Genomic DNA, 22047 nt, shown 5'->3' with positions numbered 1-22047 from the left:
CCCGAGTGTATTTGTATTCAACCGGGGCGCGTAATTGTCCGTGAGTGAAATCCGTCCATTGGAGCGTGATGACATTTCCGCCATTGCGGAGATGTTCCAGCGCATATTGCGCAAGGGACACGGCCCCGCGCCGCTTGGCGCGCGCGAATATCTCGAGACACTCTTTCTCGACCCGCCCTACCGCGACGACGACATCCAATCACTTGTGCATCTTCGCGAAGACGGCACGGTCAATGGTTTCATGGGTGTGCTTCCCATGCCCTTCGTCTATCAGGGCAAAACCCTGAAGAGCGCCATCGGCGGCAGCTTCATGGTGGATGGTCACGAACAGGATCCCTATGCCGGCGCGCGCCTTCTGCGCGCCTTCCAGTCCGGCCCGCAGGATCTCTCACTGACCGAAACCGCCAATGATGTTTCCACGACCATGTGGCGCAAGCTGCGCGGCACGATCCTTCCGGATTACAGTCTCGAATGGCTGCGCATCCTGCGCCCGGCCGGCTTCATCGCCGCCATGGCCGCGTCCGCCTTCGCGCCTGCCGCCATCGCAAAACCGCTCGCACGGCCCTTCGACGCCCTGCTGCGACGCCGGGGCGCACCGCCCCAATGGACCCATGTGTCGGATGCGGAATTTGCGGGCAAGACACTTGCCACCGAAGACGCCGATGCGGCTGAAACGGTGTCGCTGTTCCAGCAATTCGTTTCCGCCTTCGCCCTGCATCCCCAATGGACGGAGAGCGAGCTTCAACGCATGGTGGATGAATCGCAGCGCAAGGCGGATTACGGCGCGATGGTGCGCCGCAAAGTGCTCTCGCGCAGCGGCAAGCCGGTCGGCCTCTTCCTTTACTACGGCAATACGGGCGGCATCGGACGCGTGATCCAGATCCTGTCGCTCCCCGGTCAGGAAGGCGCAGTCATCGACGCGATGCTGGCCGACGCTACCGAACGCGGGCTGGTCGCTCTGCGCGGGCGCGGACAGCCGACCCTGATCAACGCCATGCTCGGTCGCCGCTTCGCATTCGTCCATGCGTCCTCCAGCATTGTTCATGCGAAAGACAAGACGCTGCTCGAACCGTTCATCAAGGGGCAGGCTTTTTTCAACGGCTTTGCGGGAGAATCCTGGACGCGGCTTCTTGGGGACCGTTTCGATTAAAGCAATTCCAGGAAAAGTGGGCACCGGTTTTCCGTCCGGAATTGCGGAAAAGCAAAAAACTGGAGCGCTTTCGCGTTTCAACGAAAAGCTGCGAAAGCGGAACCGGGCCGAATGGCCCGCAGGGGTGGTTTATAAATGTGCGGAATAGCGGGTTATTGCGGAGCGGGTCTTCACCCGCAGGAAGCTGAAAGGCTTCTTGCGGCCATGTCCGCCACAATCGCCCATCGCGGCCCGGACGAAGCCGGCATCCACGTGACAGACGATGTGGGCCTCGCCCATCGCCGCCTTTCCATTGTCGATCTGGCGGACGGCCAGCAGCCCATGACGAGCGCCGACGGTCAGCTCCACATCACCTATAATGGCGAGATCTTCAATCACGTCGAACTGCGCCGGGACCTTGAAAGCCGTGGTCATCGCTTTCGCACGTCAAGCGACACCGAAGTCATACTGCACCTCTACGAGGCGTTCGGGCCAGATTGCGTTGAGCAGCTCAATGGCGATTTCGCCTTCGCGATCCATGATGCGCGCCGCAAGCGCCTTTTCCTAGCCCGCGACCGCATGGGCGTGCGCCCGCTATACTACACTTGGCGTCAGGGCCGGTTCCATTTCGCGTCCGAGATCAAGGCGCTCCTGACCGTTCCCGGCATGGAGGCGCGGCTCGACCCCTTCGCGCTCGACCAGATTTTTACGCTCTGGGCTCCCATTCCACCGCGCACGGCGTTTGAGGGCGTCAGCGAACTGCCGCCGGCGCACTGGATGATCGTCGAGAATGGCGCGGCCCGCACGCAACGCTACTGGGATCTGAATTTCTCCGATGTCCGGCACGACCGTACCGAGGCAGAGCTGGCGGAGGAGACCCGTGCGCTTCTGGAAGACGCAACGCGCATTCGTCTGCGCGCCGATGTGGAGGTGGGAACCTATCTGTCGGGCGGGCTCGATTCCTCCATCATCGCCGCACTCGCCAAGCGCATGGCGCCCGCTGGCCTGACCAGTTTCGCCGTCACCTTTTCCGATCCCGCCTTCGACGAACGCGCATTCCAGAACGAGATGGTGCGAGCGCTCGGCACGGAGCATCACACTGTCGATTGCGACATGGACGAGATCGCCACCGTGTTTCCGCAGGTCATCCGCCACACGGAGCAGCCCATCCTGCGCACCGGTCCCGCACCACTCTACCGGCTGTCCGGTCTGGTGCGCTCGAAAGGCATCAAGGCGGTCCTTTCCGGCGAAGGGGCAGACGAGGTCTTTGCCGGTTACGACATTTTCAAGGAGGCGCGCATCCGGCGCTTCTGCGCGCGCCAGCCGGGCTCGCAATTGCGGCCGCACCTGTTCCGCCGCATCTACCCCTATCTCTCCAATCTAAAGCGCCAGACACCGGATTATCTCGCCGCCTTTTTCGGCGTTGCCGGCGACGATCTGAACGATCCGCTGTTCTCGCATCGTCCCCGCATGCGCAGCACCGCAGGCGCGAAGCTCTTCTTCTCCGATGCACTGAAGACAACGCTCGGCGATTATGATGCGGCAGACGAACTCGCCGCCACACTGCCCGACGCCTTCAGCGAATGGCACCCGCTGCATCAGGCACAGTATCTGGAAACCCGCTTTCTCCTGCCCGGCTACATTCTCTCCAGCCAGGGCGACCGCATGGCGATGGCGCACGGGATCGAAACACGCTTTCCCTTCCTCGACCACCGGCTGGTCATGCATGCCGCGCAGATACCGGCAAACATCAAGCTCAGAGGGCTCAGGGAGAAGCATCTTCTGCGCGAGGCAATGCGCGATGTCGTGCCGCCACAGATCGCCGACCGGCCCAAACAGCCCTATCGCGCGCCAGAGGCCAGCGCCTTTACCGATCACGCGCAGGCCTATGTGGAAGAAGCATTCGAGAAATCGGCGCTGGAAGAAAACGGAAACTTCCACGTTGAAAAAACAGCCAGATTGTATAAAAAAAGCCGGCTAAATAGTTTCACCGGTTTTCGAGACAACGCAGCATTCGTCGGCATTCTGTCGACACAGCTTTGGTCCCAGCAGTTCGCCAGGCCGGTTCGGATAACGGATCAACCTCTGGCGGTTCGTGCCTGACCGTGAAAGGAAGCACCATGCCCCAGTCCATCAATGCCGATATCCGCGCCTTCATTATCGAGAACTTCCTGTTCGGCGATGAAGCAGACGCCCCGGAAGACGATGTATCTCTGATCGAGAACGACATTGTCGATTCCACCGGCATTCTGGAGATGGTCTCGTTTCTCGAGGAGCACTTCGCCATCGATGTCGCCGACCCGGAGATCGTGCCGGAAAACTTCGACACGATTGCCCGCTTAAGCGCCTTTGTCGCGGGCAAGAAGAAGGCCAGGGAGACCGCGCCAGCCGGCGCATAGGAGCGACGCAATGCGCGTTGAGACCTTACTGAAAGACCGTGCAGGGCTTGCCCCCTCCGCCACCGCGCTTGTCACGGGACCGGACCGGTTAAGCTACGCCGATTTCGACCGTCTGGCCGACCGTCTGGCCGGGGCCTTATGCGCCCACGGGGTCGAGCCCGGCGACCGGGTTGCGCTTTGCATGGACAATTGCCGGGAGATGGCCATCGCCATCTTTGCCGGTCTCAGGGCCGGCGCGACGGTCGTTCCGGTCAACCCCGGCGTCAGGGCCGAGGGCCTCGCCCAGATCTTAATGGACTGCACGCCAAAAGCCCTCATTCATGAGGCCAGGCATGGCGGCCTCGTGAACGAGGCGATTGCTGCGGCGGGCCACACGCCCCTTTCCATCGTCGCCCGGACGGACATCGTCACCCGGACGGACAGGGCCACGCTCAGCGACGCCATCGCCTTCGACACCTGCCTCGATTTAGAGGCGCCCTTACCCGCCCGGCAGGAAAACGACCGGGATCTCGCCTTTCTGATCTACACGTCCGGCTCATCCGGCAGGCCGAAGGGCGTGATGATGAGCCACCGCAATGTCGATGCGGCAGCGGCGATGATCGCCGATTATCTGGAAAACGACGACAGGGACGTGGTGCTTTCCGCACTGCCGCTTTCCTTCACCTACGGGCTGTATCAGCTTCTCGTAGCCGTGCGCAGCGGCGCAACGCTCGTTCTGGAAAAGAGCTTCGCCTTCCCCCATGCGGTTCTGGAAAAGGCGCATGCCGAAGGCGTTACCGGGTTTCCCCTCGTGCCAACCATGGCGGCCATGCTCGCCACGCTCGAAGGGCTCACGCCCGACCGGCTACCGCCGCTGCGCTACATCACCAATGCCGCAGCCCACCTGCCGCCCGCCCACATTCAGGCGCTGCGCGCCCTTTTCCCGGCAGCGCGCATCTACTCCATGTACGGTCTCACCGAATGCGCGCGGGCAAGCTTCCTTGCACCGGAAGAGCTCGACCGTCATCCCACCTCCGTCGGCAAGGCCCTGCCGGGCACCTCGGCCCTTGTCGTCGATGAAGACGGCAACGAAGCCGAGGCGGACGTCACGGGCGAACTTGTCATCCGCGGACCGCATGTGATGCAGGGCTACTGGAACAATCCGGAAGCAACCGCGCTTGCGCTGCGCGATGCGCCCGATGGCAGCGGCAGGAGGCTCCACACGGGCGACCTCTTCAAACGCGATGCGGAAGGCTTCCTCCATTTCGTCGGCCGCCGGGACGAGGTGGTGAAGATCCGCGGCGAAAAGGTTTCGCCCAGACAGGTGGACGCCGTTCTGGCCGCCTGTCCCGGCGTGCGCGAGGCGCTTTCCTTCACCACGCCCGATCCCGTCTTCGGCCACCGGCTCGACGCGCTGATCGTCGCCGACGATCCCGGTCTCACCGGACGCATGCTCGCCCGGCACTGCAAACACCGCTTACCGGACACGATGGTCCCGAAGTCATTCATTTTCCAGGCGGAACTGCCGAAAACGGCAAACGGAAAACCCAGCCGCCGCCTCGCCGCCACGGAGGCCCTGAAAGCATCATGAACGACATGAACATCAGCTTTTCCATCGACGATCTGAAGATCGATCCCGCCGCTGAAGCCCAGCGCATCGTCACGGCGGTGCGCACGCAGCTGCGCAGCAGACTGCGCAAGCGGGGATTAGTGCTCGGCCTGTCCGGCGGCATCGATTCCAGCGTCTGCGCGGCCCTTGCCGCGCGTGCGCTCGGGCCAGACCGCGTCTTCTGCCTGTTCATGCCGGAATATGATTCCGACCCGGAGAGCCTGCGGCTCGGCCAGGAAGTCGCAACGACGTTCGGTCTCTCCAGCGTGATCGAGGATATCGGCCCGTCGCTCGCCGCCATGGGCTGCTATGAGCGCCGCGACGCCTTCATTCGCCAGGTCGTGCCGGACTATGGCGCAGGCTGGTCGATGAAGATCGCCATCGCCAATGCGCTCACCACAAAAGCCTACAACATCTCCTATCTGGTGGTGCGGCGGCCCGACGGTACGGTCGAGAAGCACCGGCTCCCGCCAGAAGTCTATCTCGGCATCGTCGCCGCCACCAACATGAAGCAGCGCACCCGCAAACAGCTCGAATATTACCATGCCGACCGGCTGAACTATGCGGTCATCGGCACGCCCAACCGGCTGGAATATGATCAGGGTTTCTTCGTGAAGAACGGTGACGGCGCAGCCGATGTGAAGCCCATCGCCCACCTCTACAAGTCGCAGGTCTACCAGCTCGCGAAATATCTCGGCGTGCCCGCCGAAATCCGCCGTCGCATGCCGACGACAGACACCTATTCGCTCGCCCAGTCACAGGAGGAGTTCTATTTCGCGCTCCCCTATCGCGAGATGGATCTGTGCCTCTACGGGCTCGACCACGCCATTCCGGCCAAGAAGGTCGCCTGCGCCACCGGCCTCAGCGAGCGGCAGGTGGGGCTTGTGTGGCGCGACATTGCCGCAAAACGCAAGGTCGCCCACTATCTGCACCTGCCGCCGCAGTTGGTCGAGGAGATCGACGCCCCCTGATCAGCCAGTTTTTTTGGCCGCGAGCAGCGAAGAGCCGGGGAAACGCAGAAGCATGCCGAAGAGATCGCGCGGCTCATCGGGGTCGGCCAGAAGGTCGAGCTCGATGAAGTGATCGGTCTCGCGCACGCGGTCATAGACATAGCGCAGTGCCGAGAAATCCTCCGTCGCGAAACCGACGGAATCGAACAGCGTGATCTGGCGCGGCTCGCGACGCCCCTTCACCTTTCCGGCAATCACCTGCCACAGCTCTTCCACCGGGTGATCCTCCGCAAGCTGCTGGATCTCGCCCTCAATGCGCGTCTGCGGCGGATACTCCACGAAAATGTCGGAGCGGGTGAGAATGTCGCGATGCAGCTCGGTCTTGCCGGGGCAGTCGCCGCCCACCGCGTTGATGTGCACGCCGGAGCCAACCATGTTGTCGGTCAGGATCGTCGCATATTGCTTGTCGGCGGTCGCGGTGGTGATGATGTCCGCGCCTTCCACGGCCTCTTCCGGCGTCTTGCAGGCGGTCAGCTCGAAACCCAGCCCTGAGAGATTGCGCAGGCACTTTTCCGTCGCGCCGCCATCAACGTCATAGAGCCGCAGCCGGTCGACGCCGAGTGCCGCCTTGAAGGCCATCGCCTGAAACTCGGACTGCGCGCCATTGCCGATAAGCGCCATGGTGCGCGAGCCCTCAGGCGCAAGATACTTCGCCGCCAGAGCAGATGTCGCCGCCGTGCGCAGCGCCGTCAGGATCGTCATTTCGGTGATCAAAAGCGGATAGCCATTGCCCACATCGACATAGACGCCGAATGCCGTCACCGTCTGCCGTCCCTCGCGGGTGTTCTTGGGATGACCGTTCACATATTTGAAGCCGTAATGCTTGCCGTCGCTCGTCGGCATCAGCTCGATCACGCCTTCGCGGCTGTGCGCGGCCACACGCGGCGTCTTGTCGAAATCCTCCCAGCGGAGAAAATCTTCCTCAATGTAATTCGTCAGTTCCGCCAGAAAGCGCTCCACGCCGATTTCCAGCACCAGCTCCATCATGTGATGCACACTGACGAAGGGAACGAGGTTCAGCTTGTCGATCGAAGGGGTGTAGGTCATCGTCAATGGCTCCTGGTAGGCCGATCCATGATGCGCCGGCCAAGCAGACTGGCTGTGAGGTCGACAAGCAGGGTCGCCGTGCGACCGCGCTCATCGAGGAAAGGGTTGAGTTCCACGAGGTCGAGGCTGGTGACGAGACCGCTGTCGTGCAGCATCTCCATCGCCAGATGGGCCTCGCGGAAGGTTGCGCCACCGGGCACGGTGGTGCCCACCGCCGGCGCAATGGCGGGATCGAGAAAGTCCACGTCGAGGCTCACATGCAGGCGTCCGCCCTCGGCGGCCACCCGCTCCAGAAAAGCGCGCAGCAGCGGCGCAATCCCATGCTCATCGATGGCGCGCATGTCATGAACGGTCACGCCCGCCCCGCGCAGCGCGGTGTGCTCCGCCGGGTCCACGCTGCGCAGCCCAAGGGCGCAGATGCGGGTGGGATCGATGGGTGTGTGAAGGCGCGGAAAGAAGCCGTCAAAACCCGCCTGCCCGCTGGCATAGGCGAGCGGCACGCCATGCAGATTGCCGCTGGCGGTGGTGTCGAGCGTGTGAAAGTCCGGATGCGCATCGAGCCAGAGAACGAAAAGCGGCCTGTCGGCCTCCGCCGCCCGGCGCGCCATCCCGGCAAGGGTGCCGGCCGCCATGCTGTGGTCGCCGCCAAGAAAGATCGGCATGCCGCCTTCGCCTGCGGCGTAAGAGGCCTCGCTGATCGCATCCGTCCAGGCGACGATCTCCGGCAGCGCCTTCAGCGCGGGGTTGCCATGCGGCTTCACATTCTGCGGTTTTGGAACAACGGTTCCGAGATCGGAAACCTGATGGCCAAGCTCGCCAAGCGCCGCCACGAGACCGGCCGTGCGCAAGGCGCTCGGTCCCATTTCGCAACCCATGCGCCCGGCGCCATCCTGCACCGGAATACCCAAGATCTTGCAATGCATAGCGCCACCGACCCATCGAACAGTTCCCATTATTCGACCCCGGATCGTCGGCAGAATGAACAAACCAAATTGCCAAAAATTTCATAAGCATTTATCATTTTGCTAATTATGGATTTCATTTTGCACAATCATGGATGAACTCGACGAACGCCTGATCACCCTTCTGCGCCATGATGCGCGCCGCAGCATCTCGGATCTGGCGATGGATCTGGGCGTGTCGCGCGCCACGGTGCGCGCCCGTATGGAGCGGCTGGAAAAGGCCGGTCACATTGTCGGATACACGGTCATCCTGCGGGCCGACACGGTGGAAGCGCCCGTGCGCGGCATCACCATGGTGGAGATCGAAGGGCGCTCCGCCGACCGGGTGATCCACGCGCTTGAGGGTTTTCCGGAAGTTTCCGCCGTTCACACCACCAATGGCCGCTGGGACATCGTGGTGGAGCTCGGCGCATCCACACTGACCGATCTCGACGCGGTGCTGCGCCGCATTCGCCTCATTCCCGGCATCATGAACAGCGAAACAAGCCTGCTTCTGGCCACGCCCCACAGCACCCGCGCGCGGCTGTGATCGAGCACCGGCCTGCACCTGTCCGCACCGGGCTTATTCTGGCGTTAACCCGGCAAAGCTAACCTGCACTCCCCTGCCCCTTTCCAGAACCGGCGAGCAAGCGACGATGCATTCAAGACCCTCAGAAACGATCCGCTGGGGCATCGTCGGCGCCGGCGTCATGGCCGAGCAGTTCGCCAGCGATCTGGCACTGACGGAAAAAGCCGCACTCACCGCCGTTTCCTCCCGCACGCCTGAAAAGGCCGCAGCCTTTGCCGCGCGGCATGGCAATGTCACGGCGCATGCCGCTTGTCAGGCGCTTCTTGGCGACCCTTCAGTGGACGCGGTCTACATCGCCACGCCAAACGACACGCATTTCGAAATCGCCCGCGCCGCCATCGAGAGCGGCAAGGCGGTTCTGGTCGAGAAGCCGCTGGTGACCACCAGCCGGGATGCCGCCCGGTTGGCGACACTTGCCTCGGAGCGCGGTGTCTTTCTGATGGAGGCCATGTGGACGCGCTTCCTGCCGGCCATCGCCAAAACCAGGGCGCTGATCGGGGAAGGCGCAATTGGCGAGGTCACGCGCCTGCGCGGCAGCCTCGCCTTTCACCACCCCTACGATGCCGAAAGCCGCTTTTATTCCAGAGCCCATGGCGGCGGGGCCATGCTCGATCTCGGCATTTACGGCATCTCGCTCGCCCGCTTCCTGATGGGCGAGCCGCTGGAAGTTGATGGCGAATGGCAACAGGCCCCAAGCGGCGTCGACAAATCCGCATCGGTGACGCTTCTGTTCGACCGGGATGTCGAAGCGCACCTCTCCTGCTCCTTCGAGCATGAGGGCGACAACTGCTTCATCATCGAGGGCAGCGACGGGGCGCTGGTTTTGCAGCCCCCCTTCATTGCCGCAAACGCCGTCCTGCATTGCCGCAACCGGCTTGCAGCCCGCCTTGCCGCCTTTCCCGGTCAGTCGGCCCTGTCCCGCGCCATTCGCAAATTCGCGCGAGGCGCGCCATTGCCGGGCATCCACCGGCACGCTTTTCCCCGCGCGGGATACGGGCTTCAGTATGAAATCGCGGCGGTCGGCGACGCTCTCCGCGCCGGCCATACACATGACCGGCGCAGCGCCCCGCTCGACACGGCGCGCACTCTGGAAATCATCGAAACGGTTCTTGCCGAGCAAAACCGGAAGGGTTGAGGACCGCTCAGTCCTTCTGCGCCTCCGGCTTGAACGCAAAATGCGTTTTCGGCGTGTAATCATGCTCGCCGGCGCTCAGCGCCAGAACGAGCTCGGTCAGGTGCAGGGCCACCTTTCCTGAATAGAAGGGCATGCTGCCGCCAGAGAGCGCCTTCGCCTGCTCTGCAACGCCCCGGGCAAAATCGATCCGCGAGGGATAGGCAGGCAGGGCCTTGCCACCCTTCGGCGCGGTGCTCGCAACGCGCTGGCCGGGCGTGATGCGCAAAGGCAGGGTGCGCCCGATGCGGTTTTCGATCCCGTCGAGAACCTTCTGCAAAAGGCTGCGCTCACGCCCCGGCGCTGAAAGATGGATTGCGGAATTGTCGTCCCACAGGTCGCGCAGGATCATGCTTCCACGGTCGCCAAGCACGGTGAGCGAGCGGTCGCGCGGTGCTGCCAGCCCACAGGTGATCCGTGCCTTGACCCCGCTTTCGAAGGTCATGATGCCCACGGAGAAATCCGGGGCCAGCGCCTCGCCTTCAAGCTCCGGCCCCTTTTCGGCAAAGCAGAGGGCGGATGACGCCGACATATGCACAACGGGGCCGAACAGACCGACCAGCCAGCTCATTGCATAGCCGGCATGCTCCAGCGTGCACCCAACCTTGAACTCCTCGGCGCCCGGCCAGCGCGCGCCAGAGCGGCTGCGCCAGCTTCGCCAGTCGGCGCGAAACACGGGACCATCTTCCATCTCGGCATAGACCAGCCGGGGCGCGCCGATGTCACCGCGCGCCAGGATCTGCGAGAATGTCCGGTAGGCCGAGCTCAACCCGTTGGCGGGCGCAGTGCAGAGAATGAGGCCGCGCTTTTCGGCCAGCGCTGCAAGCTCCATGGCCTCATCCAGCGACATCGCCAGCGGCTTCTCGCAATACACATGCTTTCCCGCTTCAAGACAGGCGCGGTTGATCTCGTAATGGCTTTCCGTGCTCGTCAGATTGACGACAATCGCAACATCAGGATCGCTCAGAAGCGCGGGCTGATCCTCATAGGCGCGCACACCATGAAAGGCGCAAAAGCGCTCCAGCCGCTCAGCCTTGCGGTCCCACACACCGGCAAGTTCAAGCCCGGGGTGGTTGGCCAGCGTGGTCATATAGTAATCGGCAACAAAACCGGTGCCGATGAATGCGATTTTTGTCATGGGAGCGCCTCAATTTGAAACGGCTTACAATTACCCGCCTGAGTTTTCCAGAGGACGCCAGTCTAGTTTTTCAGCTCCCCGACCATGCGCAGCACATCATCTTCTGCCCGACGTCCGCCGAATTCTTCAACAATTCCAAAGGCTCCGCCATAACCCCAGATAGACCAGGAAAAGCCACGCTCCTCGGCCTGCGCGATCATGTCACGCATATAGGCCGCTCTCCATTCGGCGGGCATCACATCCGGGTTCTGATATTCCTGACGGATCATCCCGAACTCACCGAGAATGATGTTCGCGGGATCGACGCCATACTTCGCCGCCCAGTCGGCAACGATGTTGAAGGGGGCCGCCATTTCGGCTTCCAGTTCCTCCTTCGTGTCGACACCGGCGATCAGCTCGTCCAGATAGGCCAGCATGCCGGCGCGGCGCAGGAATGGCGCGTCGTTGCGAATGCGTTCGCGCGCCTTCTCAATGGCTTCGGCCAGTGCTTCCGGGTGCGCATGCGGCGGATAGGGAACGCGCGTCACATAGCGGATGAAATCGCCGGCCCACAGCGCCCCCTGCGAGGTCAGGACAAACGGCGCATAGGAGTGAAAGCCCCAGAGAATGTTGTCGTCGGGAATGGTGTTCGGGTTGAGCGCGGCAAGCCCTTCCGCCGTTCCCCAGCATGCGCCGGACAGTATCAGCGTCGTGCGTGGAGCCGACGAGCGCGCAGCGGCAAAGAGCCTGCCCAGCTGCTCGTCCCAGGCAGCGCCTTCCGCGCCCTCGCAGCCCGTCACCGGCTCGTTCAGAAGCTCGAATGCAACCATGGCCGGATCTTCTGCGGCGAGTGTCCGCCCCATCTCGCGCACCAGGTCCAGATAGCGCTCGAACAGGGCCTCGTCGCGCAGGATCTCCTCAACGCCTGCAAAGCGGTCCGCGCCGCGCGGAATGGGATGCAGATCGACGATGACCTTGAGGCCCGCCGCATTGATTGCACGCGCGCCTTCGAGAACGGAAGCAAACAGCCTGTCGCGGAAGCCAGCCGATTTCGGCGACAGGAACGGGATCGGATCGACCGGCATGCGCACGAAGTCGAAACCTGTCTCCTTCAAAAGCGCCAGATCTTCGGCATCGATCTTGCGACGCCATTCGGGATAAGGCAGGAGCACATCTTCCTGCGTCCACTCCGCTTCATCGGGCCATGTGTCCCAGATGTCGAGGTTGACGCCACGGGCAGGCGCAAACATCGCTGCCTCAAGCGGTCCCGCGAAACAGGCCAGAAGGCCGGCAGCCGCCAGAAAGCCCCTGAACCGCATTGTTCTGCCCACCATGGCGGCGCTCCCCTCTCCGATCCTTCCGAGCGCGCATCAGCGCCCACGGCATACCAGTGGGTATCAGCCCCGGATTAACGAAATATAGCGATTTGCTTGCATACGGTGCACGCGCCGGTTGCGACCGGCAAAACGCATTTGCGCAAGGGAAAGATGATGACGGTAACTGACCGATGGCGGCCTGAAACGGCAGCCGGGGGATTTACGCGCGATGACGAAGACATCGCTTTCTACACGCGCATCAACGCCCTTGTCCGCCCGGACATGGTGCTGGTCGATCTCGGTGCGGGACGCGGTTCGCGCTTCGATGAAGGCACCTCTCCCTTCCGCAAAGATTTCTGCAATTTCCAGGGCAAGGTGAAGCACGTGATCGGCCTCGACGTCGATCCGGTGGTCATGGAACACCCGCATCTGGACGAGGCGCATGTGATCGAGCCGGGCGGCAGGCTGCCGCTGGCGGATTCGAGTGTCGACATCATCGTGTGCGAATGGGTGATCGAGCATGTCGAGCATCCGCAGGAATTCGCCGACGAGATCCACCGGGTTTTAAAGCCCGGCGGCTGGTTCTGCGCCCTGACGCCAAACAGCTATGGCTATGTGGGCATCTCGAACCGCATCATCCCCGACAGCGTGAAAGACCGGCTGATGCGCCTTGTCTGGCCGGAGCGGCCGCATGAGGACGTGTTCCCCACCTTCTACCGCATGAACACGATGGGCAGTGTCCGTCGCGCCTTCGGCGAGGAGAAGTGGACGCATCACGGCTACACGGCCAATGGCACGCCGCGCTACCACGGCAACACCGCGATCGGCTTTGCTGCGGTCGCCTTCTTTCAGGCCATCATGCCGCCGCCGATGCGCACCAATCTTCTGGTGTTTTCGCAAAAGCGTCCAGACGCCGCATCAGCGCGCGCAGAGACTGCAAAGGCAGCCTGAAATTCCGGGAATTTCAGTCTGGAATTTCGTCATTCCGGGCAAAATTTCCGAAAAAATCACCGAATGAAAGAATTCGGGCGGCCAGTGGGCGGCCGGGGGGCCGCCCGTCAAAATCAGTGGATCGCCTGCGCCCGGAAGTCACCCGGCTGGCCGCCATTGGCGGCATCCTGTTCGGCCTGACTGGCAAGCCCGGCGGCAACCACCGAAACACGGAACGTGCCTTCCAGCTTGTCGTCAAAGATCGCGCCGACGATGATTTCGGCGTCGTCGCCGACCTCTTCGCGGATGCGGGTCGCGGCTTCGTCGACCTCGAACAGCGTCATGTCGCGGCCGCCGGAGATCGAGACCAGAACGCCGCGGGCGCCCTTCATGTTGGCCTCGTCCAGAAGCGGGTTGGCGATGGCGGCTTCAGCAGCCTTCATCGCGCGCGCATCACCCGTCGCCTCGCCCGTGCCCATCATCGCGCGGCCCATGTCACGCATGACAGAGCGTACGTCGGCGAAGTCGAGGTTGATCAGGCCTTCCTTGACGATCAGATCCGTGATGCAGCGCACGCCCGAATAGAGAACCTTGTCGGCCAGCTCGAACGCCTCGGCAAAGGTGGTCTTGGCGTCGGCAATACGGAACAGGTTCTGGTTGGGAATGACGATGACGGTATCGGCGGCCTGACGCAGGAGTTCGATGCCCTGCTCGGCAATGGCCATGCGGCGATTGCCCTCGAAGGTGAACGGCTTCGTGACGACAGCCACGGTCAGGATGCCGGCATTGCGCGCGGCAGCGGCGATGACCGGCGCTGCACCCGTGCCGGTGCCGCCGCCCATGCCGGCGGTGACGAAGCACATATGGGTGCCCGACAGATGATCCATGATCTCGTCGATGGTTTCTTCGGCAGCGGCCTGACCGATCTCCGGCAGCGAGCCCGCGCCGAGACCCTCGGTCGAATTCGCGCCCAGCTGGATCAGCCGTTCGGCCTTGGACATGGTCAGCGCCTGCGCATCGGTGTTGGCGCCGATGAAGTCCACGCCCTGCAGATTGTGCGCGATCATGTTGTTGACGGCATTGCCGCCACCGCCGCCGACACCGATGATGGTGATCTTGGGGCGCATTTCAGAAATTTCGGGCTTCTTCTCGTCCGTCATTGGGCCTTGGTCCTTCCTGGGGGCAAGCGGCGACAGCGAATCGCTCCGCCCGCGCGTCCGCCTGAAGGAATCAGAGTGCGCCGGCTTGTTCAAGTGTGCGCTACGCCCTGAACACCCGGAGTTTACAGCTCTGATTCAAATGTGATGACGGCCTGTAACGCTTTCAATGGCGGCTCACGCATTATCCGCCTCGACACCCTCACGCAGCGTCCTCAAGACATCCGGGTCCGCCGACTGGACGCGGCTCCAGTTGGGGATGAAGGGCGTCTCCATGGGATGTTCGAGAAAGGTATGGCCCGCCTCGACGATGTTCGCGGCAAAAAGCTCCACAGCCTTTTCCTCCCTGTGACGGTCCACATGGAGCCCGTTCATCACCGCGTCGTTGTAGTAGCGTTCGATCAGGTCGAGCGCGAGGCGGTAATAGGTGGCTTTCAGGGTGCGGAAATGCTCCTGGCTGAAGACGACGCCATCGGTGGCGAGCTTGCGGAAGATCGCCTTGGAAATGTCGATGGACATGCGCGAGAGACCGCGTGCGGCATCCTCCGCCGAAAGCGGCTGGTGCTTGTGGTCGTAACCGTCGCAGATATCCACCTGGCAAACCGCATGGCGGCCGAGATTGCGCCATGCCTCGGACAGGACACCGATCTCCAGCCCCCAGTCGGAGGGGATGCGGATATCGGGCAGAATGGAGGTGCGCATGGCGAATTCACCGGCCAGCGGGTAGCGGAACGCCTGCAGATATTCGACATAGTCGCTGTGCCCGAAGGTGCGCTGAAGGGCGAGCAGAAGCGGCGCAATGAGGAGCCGGCTCACGCGGCCATTGAGCTTTCCGTCCGCAACGCGCGGATAGTAGCCCTTGCAGAACTGATAGGGGAAGGTCGGATTGGCCAGCGGATAGACCAGCCGCATCAGCATTTCGCGCGTGTAGGTGATGATGTCGCAATCATGCAGGGCCACCACATCGCTGTCCTGGCAGGCGAGCGTATAGCCCATGCAGTACCAGACATTGCGCCCCTTTCCAGGCTCCTCGGGCGCAAGCCCCAATGAGGACAGACGCTTCTGGACCGCCTTCAGACGCGGCCCGTCATTCCAGAGGATCGAATGGCGCTGCGGCAGCCGGGCGAAATATTCCTGCGCGAAATGGAACTGCTCTTCACTGGCGCGGTCGAGGCCGATGACGATGTGATTGATGTAATCAACCTCACAGAGTTCATCGACGATCCGCCCCAGCGCCGGCGCTTCAAGCTCGGAGAAGAGCGACGGCAGGATGAGTGTGATCCTTCGCCGTTCGGCGAAAAGCCTGAGCTGGCGCTCCATCTCTTCCGGCGTGGTCGTGCCGAGATTGTGCAGCGTGGCCACGCTGCCGCTCTGCTGGAAATCCGACATGGCGCTCCTCCCTATTCCGGTGCGTTCAACAGTGCGAGGATTTCCTCGTTCCAGCCTTCAGGTCCGGGAAGCCTTGCCCATCGTATCACCCCACCCTCTACCGGTGCGAACGGGGCGAGACCGGCATGGGCCGGATTGGGTATGACAATCCCGATATCGACGCTCTGCAGCATGGCGACATCATTGGGCGCATCGCCCAGCGCTACGCTGACCAGAGCTTCGTCTTCCGTGCGGTAGCGGGCAACAAGTTCGTCCACCCGCGCGCCCTTCGTTCCGCCGAAGGAGAGCGTGGCAAAGCGCCCGCCCTTTTGAACGGTGACGCCGTTCTCCTTCAACGCGGCACAGAAATCTGCGTAGCCCTCTTCCGTGCCGTTCCAGAGACCGGGTTCCGAAAAAGCGCGCTGTTTCGCGCGCGCGGCAGCCTCCATACTCAGGCCGGTGCGGGCCGCAACCTCTTCTGCGCTCCAGTCGGAAAAGCCGGTGAAATGCCGGCGCAATTCTGATGGAAGCGCATCCAGCGTGCGCATAAGGCGCTGATGTCCGGACGCCACGGGCTCGTCACCAGCCTCGTGCTCCGGCGGCAGAATGCCAGCGCCGTTTTCCACGATTGCAGGACAGTCGGGAAAGCCGGCCGTTTGCCGGATCGGCGCGACCTCGGCTGCGGTCTTGCTGGATGCAAGGATGAGGTAATGCCCTTCGGCCCGCAACCGCGCAAGCGCCGGGCGGGCTGCATCGAAATCATAGGTCTCGTGGTCGAGCAGCGTTCCGTCCAGATCGCTGAAGACGATGAAGGACCGCCGGGCGCTCATGAGACCTGCCGCCGGTTGGAGATCCAGCGCGTCTGGTAGGGGGCAAAGGCGATATCGCCGGCAAGCTGCGCGACCGGATCGCCGGTCAGGAGATCGTGCCAGTCATCGCCCTCGATCAGGTTCAACGCCATGGACGGCACGTTGCGCTCCTCATTGGTGAGATTGGAAATGGCAAAAATGCTCTGCGAGCGGTCGAGGCTCTGCCGCCAGAAGCCGAAGAAGGCGTCGCCGAGCTGGAGGGTGAACTGGGTGGCGTTGGGATGGAAGGCCGGCTGCGCGGAGCGCGCACGCACCATGGCCCTGAGGCGCGAAAGGACACGCGCCGGTAAGGTCTGCGGATCGTCCAACTGCTCCCGTAACGCGGCATAGTCGAGTCGTCTGCGGTTGATCGCACGGTTGTAACCAAGCTTCTCGACCCCGTCATAATCGTTGCGGGTGGCGAGCAGCGCATGAATGTAGAAGGCTGGAACGCCCTCAAGCCCCATAACAATCGCCTGGCTGCATAAGAAGCGCTCGAGCTGGTGATCGTCGACGCCCTGATGTGTGCCGGCAAACGCGTCGAACAGCGCCACGTTCAATTCGTAGGGGCGCTCGCCATCCGGCCTTGCGTAATAGGATACGCGACCGCCAAAGCCCTGCACCGTTTCGATGACCCGTGCGATCTCGTCTTGCGGGATCAGCCCCTCTGCCGGGCGCAGGCCGATGCCGTCATGCGAGGCGGAGAAATTGAAATAGGTACAGCCCAACTGGGCCGGTGGCATGGCCATCTGCCAGGCGTTCAGATATTTCGACGTGCCGCCCAGAAGCGCATGCAGGAGAAGCGGCGGCAGCGCGAAATTATAGATCATGTGCGCTTCGTTGCGATTGCCGAAATAGCTGAGGTTCTCGACATTCGGAACGTTGGTCTCGGTGATGAGAACAATCGGCTCTTCGCGATAATCGCACAGGAGACGGATCAGCCGGATGATCTCGTGCGTCTGGCGCAGATGGATGCAGGGCGTGCCGACCTCCTTCCAGAGAAAGGCCACCGCATCGAGGCGGATGGTGCGCACGCCATGCTCGACATGCCCGCGTATGATGTCGAGAAACTCCAGCAGGACACGCGGATTGGCAAAGTCGAAATCCACCTGATCGTGGCTGAACGTGCACCAGACATAACGGCTGCCGCTTTCGGTCCTGAATTCACGCAGCAGCGGATGCGTGCGCGGCCGCACCACGGCGCTCAGGTCGTCGTCGGGGCTTGCTTCCTTGAAAAAGCCGTTCCACGGCTCGTGGCCCTGAAGAAAATCGGAAAACATGCGGGCCTGGCTCGAACAGTGGTTCATCACCAGATCGGACATGAGGCGGAAATGCCCGGCGATGCGGGCGATGTCCGCCCAGTCGCCCAGCTGGCTGTTCACCTGACGATAATCCGTGACGGCAAATCCATCGTCGGAGGTGAAAGGGAAAAAGGGCAGGATGTGAATGCCGGTGAAGACGCCCGCCAGATAACGGTCGGAGAAATCGTGGAGCAGATCGAGCGGCTTGTGCTCGCCATCGACAAGCGTGTTGCCATAGGTGATGACGTAGTTGTCCTTCTCGCTCCAAAGTGCGTTTGCGGGAAGACGGCCGCGCCTGCGCGGCGCACTGGCCGCGCCGAAGAAAGCCCTTTCGGCGCTGGTTGCCAGTTCGGCGGGATCGTGATCCGGATAGATGGAGGCGAGAAGCTGGCGCAGACCGTTTCGCAGTCTGGCGGGCGCGGCCGCCCGGGGCTGGCGCGCTGCTTCTCTCACAGTCATGGGCTGAACCGGCCATGTTGCATTGCAGCATGATGACGCGGGACGGCGACGATGACAAGAGGCCGCACGGGAAGCGACTGCAATTGCGGATGCGCCACCGGCTGAAGCCGTTTATAGAATGGCCTCATGCGCATTCTCGATATCAAGACATTCGTGGCGCTCGCCCGCAACCGGCATTTCGGCCGCACGGCGGAAGAGCTGAACACGACACAGCCGGCGATTTCGAGCCGGCTTGCGGCCATTGAGGCCGAACTGGAAAGCCGGCTGATCAACCGCGGGGATGGCAGCTTTGCGCTGACCGCCGATGGCGAGCGCGTGCTCCAGAGTTTTGAGGCGATCCTTGGCGATATCGACCAGTTGCGGGGCACGCTTCAGGGCGACGCCGTGCCGGCGCTGGAGCCGCTGCGGATCGGAGCAATCGATTCCGTGTCATCCACCTGGATGCCGCACCTGATCGACTCGCTGCACCGGAGCTTTCCGAACCTGAAGATCGAACTGACGGTCGACGGCACGAAACATCTCGTTCAGGGCATGACCAAGGGCGAGTTTGACGTGATCTTCTCGCTGCACCCGGTGCTGGATGACGGTTTCCGAAGCTTCACTTCCTGCGTGCTGCAGATGGTGTGGGCGGGTTCGCCCAAGCTGATCGACCCGAACAGGACCTATAGCGTGGCGGAGCTGGCGAGCCTGCCGATCATCAGCTTTCCGAAGAATTCGCCGCCCTACCAGATGATCGCGCCCTATTTTCACGACGAGCAGGCACTGGCCTCGAAGCTGACCACCTGCAATTCGCTCTATGCAATCATCAACCTGATCATTGACGGGTTCGGCGTGGGCGCTATCCCCGCCGTGACCATCAGGCGCGAGTTGAGCATGGGGCTCCTGCATCAGGTGCAGGTGTCGAAGCGCTTTCCGCCCATGCACATCGTGGCCAGCTATCAGGCCTCGACCCATCAGGACTTCATCCGCAAGGTCATCAGCCAGGCGCGCATCAGCGCCGCGCGGTTCTGCGCCAGTGTGGAACCGGACATGGCCTGGATCGACTGATCCCGGCAGGAAACACAAAAAGCCCGGCATCGCTGCCGGGCTTTTTCATATCCGTGCCGTTGCGGCTCAGGCCACCATGATGTGGCGGGCCTGCGTATATTCCAGCAGTGACTGCATGGAGAGATCCGAGCCATAGCCGGAGTTCTTCATGCCGCCATGCGGCATCTCGGTGGCGAAGACGCCATGGGTGTTGACCCAGGTGACGCCGTATTCGAGATCGTTGGCAAGACGCAGCGCGGCGCCGGTGTCACGCGACCAGACCGACGAGGCAAGGCCGTATTCCGAAGCGTTCGCCCAGCTCAGCGCCGTGTCCGGTTCATCAAACTCGGTGAGCGTGACGACGGGGCCGAACACCTCTTTCTGCACGATCTCGGCGCCGATGGGCGCACGCACAAGCGTCGGCTCGTGGAAGAAGCCTGCGCCGTCCGGCTTGTTGCCGCCAGCGACGATGTCCGCACCCGATGCGCGGGCGCGCTCGACGAAGCCGGCAACGCGCTCCTGTTGGGCAGCGCTGATCAACGGGCCGAACTCCACATCCTCACGCTCCGGCGCGCCGTAAACGAGGCTGCCGATCATGGCGGACAGCTTGTCCGTCAGTTCATCGGCAATCGCCTTGTCAGCGAAGACGCGGCAGGCTGCGGTGCAGTCCTGACCGGCATTGTAGAAGCTGGCCTCGCGCATCGTGTCGACAACGCTGTCGAGATCGGCGTCCTTCATCACGATGACCGGAGCCTTGCCGCCAAGCTCGAGATGGGTGCGCTTGATCTGCTCGCCGGCAGCCGCCTTGAGGATGGCGCGACCGGTGCGCACATCGCCGGTCAGCGAGATCATGCGCACGAGCGGATGGGTGATGAGCGGCTGGCCGACATCCGGGCCGTTGCCGCAGATGACATTGACGACGCCGGCGGGCAGAACCTCGTTGAGGATCGCGGCCAGACGCAGAAGGCTGAGCGGCGTGTTCTCCGATGGCTTGATGACCACGGTGTTGCCCGCGCCGATGGCCGGGGCAAGCTTCCATGCGGCCATGAGCAGCGGATAGTTCCACGGCGCGATGGACGCGATGACGCCAAGCGGATCACGGCGCAGCATGCTTGTCATGGTGTGGGCGCGATAGCCGTCTGCGGCGACGCCCGGCATGTTGCGCACAGCGGTCGCATAGAAGCGGAACACGTCGGCCACATTGGCGAGTTCGCCGGCCTCGACGAAGCGGCGCGGCTTGCCGGCGTTCAGCGATTCAACCTCGGCGAGACGGGCTGCGTTTTCCTCGATCTTGTCGGCGACGGCCCACAGCATGCGGCTGCGTTCCTTCGGCGTCGTGCGGCGCCAGCGCTGGAACGCGCGGTAGGCGGACTGCACGGCGGTGTCGATCTGGCCTGCGCTGGCCGAGGCGACACGGGCGAGCTCGGTCCCGCGTGCGGGATCGAATGCGGTTTCCTCCGCGCCCTCACCGGCGACGAACTCACCATCGATGAAAAGACGTGTTTCAAGGCTGCTCATGCGTGTCTCCATTCGCTCAAGGGCGATCGGTTTTCAAAACTGTATGTGAATGCGTCCGGCAGAACGCGGCCGAAGCCGCTATTCCCCTTCGGACAGAACGCGCAGGCGCGCCGGATCGATGGCGAGGCCAACCGTCTCGCCGCGCTCGAAATCGAGATCGTGCGGGGCCAGAACGCGGATTTCTTCCTTGCCGATCTGGATCACGTAGCGATTGCGCGCGCCAAGATAGACGCGGGTGCGCACCTTGCCCTCGATGACGCCCTCGCCCTTCGGCTTGATGGCCACATCTTCCTGACGCAGTGCGACGACGGCCGGGCCACGGCGCGTTTCGTCCTTGCCGACCGGCAGGGTCTGCCCGTCGGCAAGTGTTGCCACCGGCCCGCCAGCTTCTTCGGTAATGTTGGCCGACACGAGGTTGGCCGCACCAAGGAAGCTCGAAGCGTAGCCGGTGGCGGGTTGGGCGTAGATCTCGCGGGGAGCCCCCTCCTGTTCGATCTTGCCCTTGTTCAGAAGAATGATGCGGTCCGAGAGGCTGAGCGCCTCTTCCTGATCGTGCGTGACGAACAGGGTGGTGAGGCCGAGACGCTTGTGGATCTCGATGAGCTCGACCTGCATGTCTTCGCGAAGCCGCGCGTCGAGATTGGACAGCGGCTCGTCGAGAAGCAGGATCTGCGGACGCGAAACGATGGCGCGGGCGAGCGCCACGCGCTGCTGCTGGCCACCGGAGAGCTGGTTGGGCCGGCGGTCGGCCAGATGGCCGAGCTGCACGGTCTCCAGCGCATCACGCACCTTGTCGCGCTGCTCGTCAAGCGTGCCGATGCGGCGCATGCGCAGCGGGAAGCGGACATTCTCGGCAACGCTCAGATGCGGCAGAAGCGCGTAGGACTGGAACATCATCGCGATGTCGCGCTTCTCGGGCGGCAGGTCGGTGACGTTGCGCCCGCCGATCTCGACAGTGCCGGAGGTGACGCTTTCGAGACCCGCAACGATGCGCAGAAGCGTGGTCTTGCCGCAGCCGGAGGAGCCCAGAAGGCTCACGAACTCGCCGGATGCGATATCGATGGAGATGCCGTGAAGAACCTCGACCGGGCCGAAGGACTTCTTGATTGCGTTGAGACGGACTTCAGCCATGG

The 22047-nt window shown here is 62.9% G+C and carries 19 protein-coding genes; 9 read left to right on the top strand and 10 right to left on the bottom strand.

Translation table 11 applies throughout. The features are described 5' to 3' along the window. Positions 1 to 40: 40 nt before the first annotated feature. The 5 genes from AC4PTT_RS04820 (at position 41) to nadE (ending at position 6087) form a co-directional block, all read left to right on the top strand. Positions 41 to 1150 carry a hypothetical protein gene (locus AC4PTT_RS04820; protein WP_492162209.1) on the top strand — a complete coding sequence of 370 codons (1110 nt, stop codon included), beginning with the start codon at positions 41 to 43 and terminating at the stop codon, positions 1148 to 1150. A gap of 135 nt (positions 1151 to 1285) precedes the next feature. Then, positions 1286 to 3232, top strand: coding sequence for an asparagine synthase (glutamine-hydrolyzing) (gene asnB / locus AC4PTT_RS04815; RefSeq protein ID WP_492162208.1), 1947 nt, complete (start codon positions 1286 to 1288; stop codon positions 3230 to 3232). 17 nt (positions 3233 to 3249) lie between these two features. Beyond that, a complete protein-coding gene (locus AC4PTT_RS04810) occupies positions 3250 to 3528 on the top strand; it encodes an acyl carrier protein (RefSeq protein ID WP_113153047.1) in 279 nt (92 codons plus the stop codon). Positions 3529 to 3538: 10 nt separating this feature from the next. Then, entirely contained in the window at positions 3539 to 5098 is a 1560-nt protein-coding gene (locus AC4PTT_RS04805; RefSeq protein WP_492162207.1) for a class I adenylate-forming enzyme family protein, read from the top strand. Continuing rightward, positions 5095 to 6087, top strand: coding sequence for an NAD(+) synthase (nadE, locus tag AC4PTT_RS04800; protein WP_492162206.1), 993 nt, complete (start codon positions 5095 to 5097; stop codon positions 6085 to 6087). The genes AC4PTT_RS04805 and nadE overlap by 4 nt, the downstream gene beginning before the upstream one ends. On the opposite strand, the gene ocd is transcribed toward nadE, so the two are convergent. Beyond that, the gene (gene ocd / locus AC4PTT_RS04795; protein WP_492162205.1) at positions 6088 to 7173 is read right to left on the bottom strand and encodes an ornithine cyclodeaminase; all 1086 of its coding nucleotides are present in this window, start codon (positions 7171 to 7173) and stop codon (positions 6088 to 6090) included. A 2-nt stretch (positions 7174 to 7175) separates the two neighbouring features. Further along, the gene (rocF, locus tag AC4PTT_RS04790; RefSeq protein ID WP_492162204.1) at positions 7176 to 8096 is read right to left on the bottom strand and encodes an arginase; all 921 of its coding nucleotides are present in this window, start codon (positions 8094 to 8096) and stop codon (positions 7176 to 7178) included. 130 nt (positions 8097 to 8226) lie between these two features. On the opposite strand from rocF, the gene AC4PTT_RS04785 reads away from it, so the two are divergent. Together AC4PTT_RS04785 and AC4PTT_RS04780 are read left to right on the top strand one after the other, a co-directional pair. Continuing rightward, a complete protein-coding gene (locus tag AC4PTT_RS04785) occupies positions 8227 to 8664 on the top strand; it encodes an Lrp/AsnC family transcriptional regulator (protein WP_113153052.1) in 438 nt (145 codons plus the stop codon). A 106-nt stretch (positions 8665 to 8770) separates the two neighbouring features. Next, positions 8771 to 9838, top strand: coding sequence for a Gfo/Idh/MocA family protein (locus AC4PTT_RS04780; protein ID WP_492162203.1), 1068 nt, complete (start codon positions 8771 to 8773; stop codon positions 9836 to 9838). 7 nt (positions 9839 to 9845) lie between these two features. Here AC4PTT_RS04780 and AC4PTT_RS04775 read toward each other — a convergent pair whose 3' ends face one another. Both AC4PTT_RS04775 and AC4PTT_RS04770 read right to left on the bottom strand, forming a co-directional pair. Further along, positions 9846 to 11012 carry a Gfo/Idh/MocA family protein gene (locus AC4PTT_RS04775; protein WP_492162202.1) on the bottom strand — a complete coding sequence of 389 codons (1167 nt, stop codon included), beginning with the start codon at positions 11010 to 11012 and terminating at the stop codon, positions 9846 to 9848. Between the two features lie 62 nt (positions 11013 to 11074). Continuing rightward, complete coding sequence (locus tag AC4PTT_RS04770) at positions 11075 to 12325, bottom strand: glycoside hydrolase family 5 protein (protein WP_475082127.1); 1251 nt, start codon at positions 12323 to 12325, stop codon at positions 11075 to 11077. Between the two features lie 156 nt (positions 12326 to 12481). On the opposite strand from AC4PTT_RS04770, the gene AC4PTT_RS04765 reads away from it, so the two are divergent. Beyond that, on the top strand, positions 12482 to 13258 hold the full coding sequence (locus tag AC4PTT_RS04765) for a class I SAM-dependent methyltransferase (RefSeq protein WP_206544340.1): 777 nt from the start codon (positions 12482 to 12484) through the stop codon (positions 13256 to 13258). Positions 13259 to 13371: 113 nt separating this feature from the next. Here the strand turns inward: AC4PTT_RS04765 and ftsZ are convergent, their stop codons facing one another. The 4 genes from ftsZ to AC4PTT_RS04745 form a co-directional block, all read right to left on the bottom strand. Next, a complete protein-coding gene (ftsZ, locus tag AC4PTT_RS04760; protein ID WP_206544271.1) occupies positions 13372 to 14397 on the bottom strand; it encodes a cell division protein FtsZ in 1026 nt (341 codons plus the stop codon). Positions 14398 to 14571: 174 nt separating this feature from the next. Continuing rightward, positions 14572 to 15783 carry a glycosyltransferase family protein gene (locus AC4PTT_RS04755; protein ID WP_297564527.1) on the bottom strand — a complete coding sequence of 404 codons (1212 nt, stop codon included), beginning with the start codon at positions 15781 to 15783 and terminating at the stop codon, positions 14572 to 14574. Positions 15784 to 15794: 11 nt separating this feature from the next. Beyond that, positions 15795 to 16592 (bottom strand): HAD-IIB family hydrolase, encoded by a 798-nt coding sequence (locus tag AC4PTT_RS04750; protein ID WP_492162201.1) that lies wholly within the window; start codon positions 16590 to 16592, stop codon positions 15795 to 15797. After that, positions 16589 to 18370 (bottom strand): sugar phosphorylase, encoded by a 1782-nt coding sequence (locus tag AC4PTT_RS04745; protein WP_492162200.1) that lies wholly within the window; start codon positions 18368 to 18370, stop codon positions 16589 to 16591. The genes AC4PTT_RS04750 and AC4PTT_RS04745 overlap by 4 nt, the downstream gene beginning before the upstream one ends. A 126-nt stretch (positions 18371 to 18496) precedes the next feature. On the opposite strand from AC4PTT_RS04745, the gene AC4PTT_RS04740 reads away from it, so the two are divergent. Next, positions 18497 to 19417 (top strand): LysR family transcriptional regulator, encoded by a 921-nt coding sequence (locus AC4PTT_RS04740; protein ID WP_113153060.1) that lies wholly within the window; start codon positions 18497 to 18499, stop codon positions 19415 to 19417. 66 nt (positions 19418 to 19483) lie between these two features. Here AC4PTT_RS04740 and AC4PTT_RS04735 read toward each other — a convergent pair whose 3' ends face one another. Together AC4PTT_RS04735 and AC4PTT_RS04730 are read right to left on the bottom strand one after the other, a co-directional pair. Further along, entirely contained in the window at positions 19484 to 20914 is a 1431-nt protein-coding gene (locus AC4PTT_RS04735) for an aminobutyraldehyde dehydrogenase (protein ID WP_206547891.1), read from the bottom strand. Between the two features lie 78 nt (positions 20915 to 20992). Further along, the gene (locus tag AC4PTT_RS04730; RefSeq protein WP_492162199.1) at positions 20993 to 22045 is read right to left on the bottom strand and encodes an ABC transporter ATP-binding protein; all 1053 of its coding nucleotides are present in this window, start codon (positions 22043 to 22045) and stop codon (positions 20993 to 20995) included. Positions 22046 to 22047 lie beyond the last annotated feature (2 nt).

The sequence above is a fragment of the Nitratireductor sp. WH36-1 genome, assembly GCF_058725515.1.
This window is presented reverse-complemented; position numbering and strand designations above follow the sequence as displayed.

Coding starts and splice junctions, on each gene's coding strand:
- asnB (WP_492162208.1), top strand. CDS start 1,286: ATGTGCGGAATAGCGGGTTATTGCGGAGCGGGTCTTCACCCGCAGGAA.
- AC4PTT_RS04810 (WP_113153047.1), top strand. CDS start 3,250: ATGCCCCAGTCCATCAATGCCGATATCCGCGCCTTCATTATCGAGAAC.
- AC4PTT_RS04805 (WP_492162207.1), top strand. CDS start 3,539: ATGCGCGTTGAGACCTTACTGAAAGACCGTGCAGGGCTTGCCCCCTCC.
- nadE (WP_492162206.1), top strand. CDS start 5,095: ATGAACGACATGAACATCAGCTTTTCCATCGACGATCTGAAGATCGAT.
- ocd (WP_492162205.1), bottom strand. CDS start 7,173: ATGACCTACACCCCTTCGATCGACAAGCTGAACCTCGTTCCCTTCGTC.
- rocF (WP_492162204.1), bottom strand. CDS start 8,096: ATGCATTGCAAGATCTTGGGTATTCCGGTGCAGGATGGCGCCGGGCGC.
- AC4PTT_RS04785 (WP_113153052.1), top strand. CDS start 8,227: ATGGATGAACTCGACGAACGCCTGATCACCCTTCTGCGCCATGATGCG.
- AC4PTT_RS04780 (WP_492162203.1), top strand. CDS start 8,771: ATGCATTCAAGACCCTCAGAAACGATCCGCTGGGGCATCGTCGGCGCC.
- AC4PTT_RS04775 (WP_492162202.1), bottom strand. CDS start 11,012: ATGACAAAAATCGCATTCATCGGCACCGGTTTTGTTGCCGATTACTAT.
- AC4PTT_RS04770 (WP_475082127.1), bottom strand. CDS start 12,325: ATGGTGGGCAGAACAATGCGGTTCAGGGGCTTTCTGGCGGCTGCCGGC.
- AC4PTT_RS04765 (WP_206544340.1), top strand. CDS start 12,482: ATGACGGTAACTGACCGATGGCGGCCTGAAACGGCAGCCGGGGGATTT.
- ftsZ (WP_206544271.1), bottom strand. CDS start 14,397: ATGACGGACGAGAAGAAGCCCGAAATTTCTGAAATGCGCCCCAAGATC.
- AC4PTT_RS04755 (WP_297564527.1), bottom strand. CDS start 15,783: ATGTCGGATTTCCAGCAGAGCGGCAGCGTGGCCACGCTGCACAATCTC.
- AC4PTT_RS04750 (WP_492162201.1), bottom strand. CDS start 16,592: ATGAGCGCCCGGCGGTCCTTCATCGTCTTCAGCGATCTGGACGGAACG.
- AC4PTT_RS04745 (WP_492162200.1), bottom strand. CDS start 18,370: ATGACTGTGAGAGAAGCAGCGCGCCAGCCCCGGGCGGCCGCGCCCGCC.
- AC4PTT_RS04740 (WP_113153060.1), top strand. CDS start 18,497: ATGCGCATTCTCGATATCAAGACATTCGTGGCGCTCGCCCGCAACCGG.
- AC4PTT_RS04735 (WP_206547891.1), bottom strand. CDS start 20,914: ATGAGCAGCCTTGAAACACGTCTTTTCATCGATGGTGAGTTCGTCGCC.
- AC4PTT_RS04730 (WP_492162199.1), bottom strand. CDS start 22,045: ATGGCTGAAGTCCGTCTCAACGCAATCAAGAAGTCCTTCGGCCCGGTC.